The 5558-nt window shown below is 72.7% G+C and carries 7 protein-coding genes and 2 pseudogenes; 3 read left to right on the top strand and 6 right to left on the bottom strand.

All coding sequences use genetic code 11. The features are described 5' to 3' along the window. A pseudogene (locus ACYVE9_RS14075) lies at positions 1–230 on the bottom strand (cysteine desulfurase); the annotation flags it as partial. 55 nt (positions 231–285) lie between these two features. Beyond that, positions 286–507 carry a hypothetical protein gene (locus ACYVE9_RS14070; protein ID WP_461028172.1) on the bottom strand — a complete coding sequence of 74 codons (222 nt, stop codon included), beginning with the start codon at positions 505–507 and terminating at the stop codon, positions 286–288. Between ACYVE9_RS14070 and ACYVE9_RS14065 the strand changes: the two genes are divergently transcribed. Beyond that, positions 506–970: a GntR family transcriptional regulator gene (locus tag ACYVE9_RS14065; RefSeq protein WP_461028171.1), complete on the top strand. Its 465-nt coding sequence runs from the start codon at positions 506–508 to the stop codon at positions 968–970. The genes ACYVE9_RS14070 and ACYVE9_RS14065 overlap by 2 nt on opposite strands. Continuing rightward, on the top strand, positions 970–1821 hold the full coding sequence (gene ddaH, locus ACYVE9_RS14060) for a dimethylargininase (protein ID WP_461028170.1): 852 nt from the start codon (positions 970–972) through the stop codon (positions 1819–1821). Before ACYVE9_RS14065 ends, ddaH begins: the two co-directional genes overlap by 1 nt. A gap of 141 nt (positions 1822–1962) precedes the next feature. Here the strand turns inward: ddaH and ACYVE9_RS14055 are convergent, their stop codons facing one another. Continuing rightward, positions 1963–2358: a hypothetical protein gene (locus tag ACYVE9_RS14055; protein ID WP_461028169.1), complete on the bottom strand. Its 396-nt coding sequence runs from the start codon at positions 2356–2358 to the stop codon at positions 1963–1965. Between the two features lie 437 nt (positions 2359–2795). On the opposite strand from ACYVE9_RS14055, the gene ACYVE9_RS14050 reads away from it, so the two are divergent. Beyond that, positions 2796–3059, top strand: coding sequence for a hypothetical protein (locus ACYVE9_RS14050; protein WP_461028168.1), 264 nt, complete (start codon positions 2796–2798; stop codon positions 3057–3059). Between the two features lie 55 nt (positions 3060–3114). Here the strand turns inward: ACYVE9_RS14050 and ACYVE9_RS14045 are convergent, their stop codons facing one another. From ACYVE9_RS14045 to ACYVE9_RS14035, 3 genes and pseudogenes are all read right to left on the bottom strand, one after another. After that, positions 3115–3873 carry a GntR family transcriptional regulator gene (locus tag ACYVE9_RS14045; RefSeq protein ID WP_461028167.1) on the bottom strand — a complete coding sequence of 253 codons (759 nt, stop codon included), beginning with the start codon at positions 3871–3873 and terminating at the stop codon, positions 3115–3117. A gap of 21 nt (positions 3874–3894) precedes the next feature. After that, positions 3895–5223, bottom strand: coding sequence for a homogentisate 1,2-dioxygenase (hmgA, locus tag ACYVE9_RS14040; protein WP_461028166.1), 1329 nt, complete (start codon positions 5221–5223; stop codon positions 3895–3897). A gap of 120 nt (positions 5224–5343) precedes the next feature. Continuing rightward, positions 5344–5558 (bottom strand): annotated as a pseudogene (locus ACYVE9_RS14035) (hypothetical protein); the annotation flags it as partial.

The raw sequence follows: 5558 nt of genomic DNA, 5'->3' as shown, positions 1-5558 counted from the left end.
ATACCGGTGTGGAGGGCGCGGCTGCCGGAGGACGCGAACACCACCTCGTCCGGTCGGCAGCCCACCTCCTCAGCGGCGCCCTGCCGGGCGGCGTCCAGCAGCAGCCGGGCCCGGCGCCCCTCCCGGTGCAGCCTGGCCGGGTCGGCCCAGCCTTCGTCCAGGGCGGCGAGCAACGCCTGCCGGGCGACGGGGTGGAGGGGAGCGGCCGAAGCGGCGTCGAAGTAGGGCACCCTCCGACGCTAACCCGTTCCCGGCCCGCTCGCGGCCGCCGCAGTGCGCGTTCCGTCACCGGAACCTCCGCCGCGTCCACCGGGCTGGTCCCGCGGTCACAGCTCTGCGACCCGAGCACCAGTCCTCGTAACCCACCGCCGCCCTGGTGACATCACTCGGCTCGTCCAGCGGGCACTCCCTCTCGGCCTCGTAGAGCGCCCGCGGGCCGCCCGCCAGGTCGGCGGCCGTGCACAGCCGGGCATCCGCGGCCCTGAGCCCGCGCACGTCTATCGTCATGAGCCCGGACGGTACGCCGCCCCCGGCCCGCACACCCGTCACTTCCCGCCCGTCCTCCCGCACGCAGGAGAAGTCGTTGTCCTCGCAGTCGCTGCGCATCACCGTTGATTCCGAAGCCTCCGCCGCGCCCTACGAGCAGCTGCGCGCCCAGATCGCCGAGCAGGCCCGCGCGGGCCTGCTGCCGGCCGGGTACAAGCTGCCCACCGTCCGGGCGCTCGCCGCCGACCTGGGACTGGCGACCAACACCGTCGCCAAGGCGTACCGGGCGCTGGAGTCGGACCAGGTGGTCGAGACCCGCGGCCGCAACGGCACCTTCGTCGCCGCCCTGGGTGACACCGCCGCACGGCAGGCCGCCGGTGCCGCCCAGGAGTACGCGCGGCACGCCCGCCGGCTCGGGCTGAGCCGCGAGGCCGCGGTCGCCGCCGCCGAGACCGCCGTCCGCGCCGTCTACCAGGAGGACTGATGGAACGAGGACCGGGAGAACCGCACTCCACCCGGCCGACGGCGCTGGTCCGACGTCCCGGCCCCCGCCTCGCCGACGGCCTGCTCACCCACCTCGACCGGGTGCCCGTCGACACCGGACTGGCCCTCGCCCAGTGGGAGCGGTACACCGAGGCGCTGCGGCGGCACGGCGGGCACACCGAGCAGGTCGAGCCCGCCGACGACTGCCCCGACGGGGTCTTCGTCGAGGACACCGTCGTGGTGTACCGGGACGCCGCCCTCATCACCCGGCCCGGCGCCGAGACCCGCCGGCCGGAGACCGTCGGCACCGAAGCCGCCCTCGGCGCGCTCGGCTACACGCTGCACCGGATCGAGGCGCCCGGCACGCTCGAGGGCGGCGACGTGCTGAAGGTGGGCGACACCCTCTACGTCGGACGCGGCGGGCGCACCAACGCCGCGGGCGTCGAACAGCTCCGCGCGGTGTTCGAGCCGCTGGGCGTCACCGTCGTCCCGGTGCCGGTCAGCGTGGTGCTGCACCTGAAGACGGCGGTCACCGCGCTGCCCGACGGAACGGTCATCGGGTACCCGCCGCTGGTCGAGCACCCCGAACTGTTCCCGCGGTTCCTGCCCGTGCCCGAGGAGAGCGGGGCGCACGTCGTGCTGCTCGGCGGCGGCAGGCTGCTGATGGCGGCCGGCGCGCCCCGCACCGCCGAACTGCTCACCGGCCTCGGCCACACGCCCGTACCCGTGGACATCAGCGAGTTCGAGAAACTGGAGGGCTGCGTCACCTGCCTGTCGGTCCGGCTCCGCGACCTGCCCGCGCGCGACAGCCGGGCCGCCCCGAGGAGACCGGAGCCACCGGTCATTCCGTAGGTCACACGGCGGCACGTGCACAGGGTGGACGCCGCGCGGCGTCCGGTGGCGACGCGCCGGACCGCTCGGCGTGGGCTTCGACCACAGGCCGAGCGGTCGGCGTCCCGGAGCTCCCCGGGTCCGCACACCTGTATCCGCGTCTCACCGTCTCCCGGTGTCGGACCGTGTGCTCCATGCCAGCGTGGACAGGCCCAGGAGTACGGCCACGCTGGTGGCGGTCACCACGGTGAGGCCCGTCTCGACCGACCAGCGGCCGGTGGCCAGCAGGAGCTGGGCGAGCAGCACGTTCGCCGCCATCGATCCCAGCAGGGCGACCACCGTGCGGCTGAGCGGGTCGAGGCCGCGCAGCCCGGCGAAGAGCACCGCGGCCGGGGCAGCCAGCAGGAAGAAGAAGACCAGCGGGGCCCGGAGCGGCAGCGCCGGCGGTGCGAGTACCAGCGTTCCGCCGGTCAGGGCCACCGCGAGTGCGCTGCCCGCCGGCACCCGCACGGACGTGGCGGCGAAACGAACTGAGCGATCATCGTACTTTTCCCCCATAGCCTGCATGGGTGACTTTGCCCCCCGAAGCGCCGGATGCCAGGGTTCACAATGTGGGGGCGGGATCGCGTGCCAGTCAAGGGGGCAAGGGGTCCCGGGCGCCGATCCGCGGCCGGGCGCGCGCCGGGTCGGTGGAGTCCGAGCGGTGGAGTTTCCGCGTTCGGAGCGATGGTAGCGGCGGGTCACCGGTGTGAGGTCCGCAATACCCGCGGGGGCGCGCCGGGGGCGCGCGGGAGTGGAATTGCCGAGCCCTGTGCCCTGTGCACCGCCTTCCCGCGCTGGTCGGGCTCCCTTGCGACCTCGATCGGGGCCGTTGAAGCTGTTCGCCAACCCCCTTGCGGGGAAGGTGTATCCCATGCCGGGATACACGGGTGTCGTTGCCGGACGGTAGGGTTACGCTGCCCGGGCCGGGTGCCGTCATACGGGTGGGGAGTGTCATGGAGCGGATAACAGTGCGCAGTAGGCCTCGAGTGCCTGCCATCAACTGCGGTTCGACCGCGAGCAGTTCGCGGCTGGACCGGCATCTGAGTGTGCTCGGCGGCCCCGCGCTGCCGCAGGGCGAGGCGGAGGACCCCACCACACTCATGCGGGAACTGACCACACGGGACCACCTGCGCACCCGGTCCAGTCGTGGTGCCCGGGTCTCCCTCTTCGCGCCGCTGCGCCGGCTGCGCCGCTCGCTCTTCGGCGGTCGCGGCTGAGCGCGGCGCTGCACCGGCCGGTGGCGCGGCCGCGAGCGGGCGGCCCGGTCCCGGCTCAGTCGGCCAGTACGTTCTCCACCGTCACCGAGAAGGAGAAGCGGTCACCCCGGTAGTGGATGCGCACCACATCCACCGCACGCCCCTCCCCGTCGTACGTCACTCCCGTGTAGTGCAGGATCGGACTCAGCAGCGGCACCTCCAGCAGCCTGGCGGTCTCCGGATCGGCCAGCCGCGCCTCCACGGTGTCCGTGATGCGGGAGATCCGCACGCCCACCTCGTCGCGCAGCAGCTTCGTCATCGGCATGCGCAGCAGGTCCGCCGGCTTGATCTGCGCGGCCGTCTCCGCCCGCACCAGGTTCTCGGCCCAGTTCGTCGGTTCACCGCTCGCCGGATCCCGGCGCAGCCTGCGGTAGGACACCGCCTCCGGCACGCCGGGGAAGTACTCGGCGAGTTCGGTCGGTACCGGCGCCGGACCGTGGCCGAGCAGCGTGGTGACCTCCCCCGACTGCTGGGCCACGATGGTGTCCACCGAGCCGAGCAGCCGTACGGTGCGTCCCCGACGGGCCTCCGGCTCGATGAACGTGCCACGGCGGCGGTGCCGGCTGATCAGCCCCTCCGTCTCCAGCTCCTTCAGCGCCTGGCGCATGGTCAGCACACTCACCCCGTAGTGCTCCGCGAGGGCCTCCTCGGTCGGCAGCCGGAGCGGTGCCTCGGGGGAGCGGCCCAGGATCGAGGCCCGCAGGGACTGCGAGACCTGGTACCAGAGCGGAAGCTTGCGGTTGAGCTCCAGGGAGTCGGGGGCGAAGACGGTCAATGTGCCTCCGTGCTGATCATGTTATGACGTGAAGTGTCGCTCCAGACCCTGCCACACATCGTCGTAGCCGCGCTGGAGATGGTCGGCGTCGAGTGCCTGCCCGGTGGTGATCACCGGCCACCTGGTCTCGAACATGAACGCCAGCCCGTCGTCCACCCGCTGCGGGACCAGCTCCGCGGCGCTCGCCCGGTCGAAGGTCTCCCGGTCGGGGCCGTGCGCCGACATCATGTTGTGGAGTGAGCCCCCGCCCGGCACGAAGCCCTCGGCCTTGGCGTCGTAGGCGCCCTCGATCAGGCCCATGTACTCGCTCATCACGTTGCGGTGGAAGTACGGCGGGCGGAAGGTGTTCTCACCGACCAGCCAGCGGGGCGCGAAGACCACGAAGTCCACGTTCGCCAGTCCCGGTGTGTCCGAGGGGGAGGTCAGCACCGTGAACAGGGACGGGTCGGGGTGGTCGTAGCTGATGGAACCCAGGACGTTGAACCGCCGCAGGTCGTAGCGGTAGGGCAGATTGCTGCCGTGCCAGGCGACCACGTCCAGGGGGGAGTGGTCGTACCGGGCCGACCACAGGTTGCCGCAGAACTTGTTGACCACCTCCACCGGCCCCGCGGTGTCCTCGTAGGCCGCCTGCGGGGCCTCGAAGTCCCGGGCGTTGGCAAGGCCGTTGGCCCCGATCGGGCCCAGTTCCGGCAGGTCGAAGGGCCGGCCGTAGTTCTCGCAGACGTAGCCGCGGGCGCTGGCGTCCAGCAGTTCCACCCGGAACCGCACACCACGCGGCATCAGCACCACATGCCCCGGGTCGGCGGCCAGCCGGCCGAACTCGGTGTGCAGCAGCAGCCCGCCCTGTTCGGGCACGATCAGCAGCTCGCCGTCGGAGTCGCTGAACACCCGGTCGGTCATGGAGGTGTCGGCGGCGTAGAGGTGGATCGCCATGCCCGCGCGCTGCCGGGCGTCGCCGTTGCCGCCGACCGTCCACAGCCCGGACACGAAGTCGGTGCCGGCGGCCGGCTCGGGCAGCGGGTTCCAGCGCAGCCGGTTGGGGTCGGGGACCTCGGTGAAGGGAGCGGTGTGCAGCCTCGCGCCCCCCGGGGCCTGCGGCAGCCGGTGGAACGTGGGGTGGGCGGCGGAGGGACGGATCCGGTACAGCCAGGAGCGCCGGTTGTGCGCCCTGGGTTCGGTGAAGGCCGTACCGCTGAGCTGTTCGGCGTACAGCCCCAGCGGCGCCCGCTGGGGTGAGTTCCGGCCCACCGGCAGCGCTCCCGGCACCGCCTCGCTGCTGTGCTCGTTGCCGAAGCCGGTGGAGTAGGTCAGTGCCTCCGCCGTCTCGCGTGCCCGTCCGCCGACGTCCATGTCCCGACACTCCCGCCGCAGAAGAATTCCTTTAGGAGACCATAGGAATAAGCCGGGGTCGCTGCAAGCCCTTCCGCATCACGAAAGAACGCCGGTCGAGGACTCGCGGTGTCCCCGTGCTCAGGCGGGGTCCGACTCCCTGAGGCCCGGCTCCCTCAGTACGGGCAGCCGGGCGAGCAGCCGGGCCGCCTCCTGGTGGTCGCGGTGCGGACGCAGCACGGCACGCAGCTCCGACGCCGCCAGGTCGGCCTCCCCCGAGCGCAGCGCGGCGCGGTCGTCGAGAAAGCCGTGCCACGCGCTGAGCGACTCCTCCAGCCGCCCGGCCCGCAGCAGGA

It is taken from the genome of Streptomyces sparsus, assembly GCF_054776295.1.
This window is presented reverse-complemented; position numbering and strand designations above follow the sequence as displayed.

Bases quoted from the DNA above. Each gene is read 5' to 3' on its own strand.
- ACYVE9_RS14065 (WP_461028171.1), top strand. From the start codon at position 506: ATGAGCCCGGACGGTACGCCGCCCCCGGCCCGCACACCCGTCACTTCC.
- ACYVE9_RS14070 (WP_461028172.1), bottom strand. From the start codon at position 507: ATGACGATAGACGTGCGCGGGCTCAGGGCCGCGGATGCCCGGCTGTGC.
- ddaH (WP_461028170.1), top strand. From the start codon at position 970: ATGGAACGAGGACCGGGAGAACCGCACTCCACCCGGCCGACGGCGCTG.
- ACYVE9_RS14055 (WP_461028169.1), bottom strand. From the start codon at position 2,358: ATGGGGGAAAAGTACGATGATCGCTCAGTTCGTTTCGCCGCCACGTCC.
- ACYVE9_RS14050 (WP_461028168.1), top strand. From the start codon at position 2,796: ATGGAGCGGATAACAGTGCGCAGTAGGCCTCGAGTGCCTGCCATCAAC.
- hmgA (WP_461028166.1), bottom strand. From the start codon at position 5,223: ATGGACGTCGGCGGACGGGCACGCGAGACGGCGGAGGCACTGACCTAC.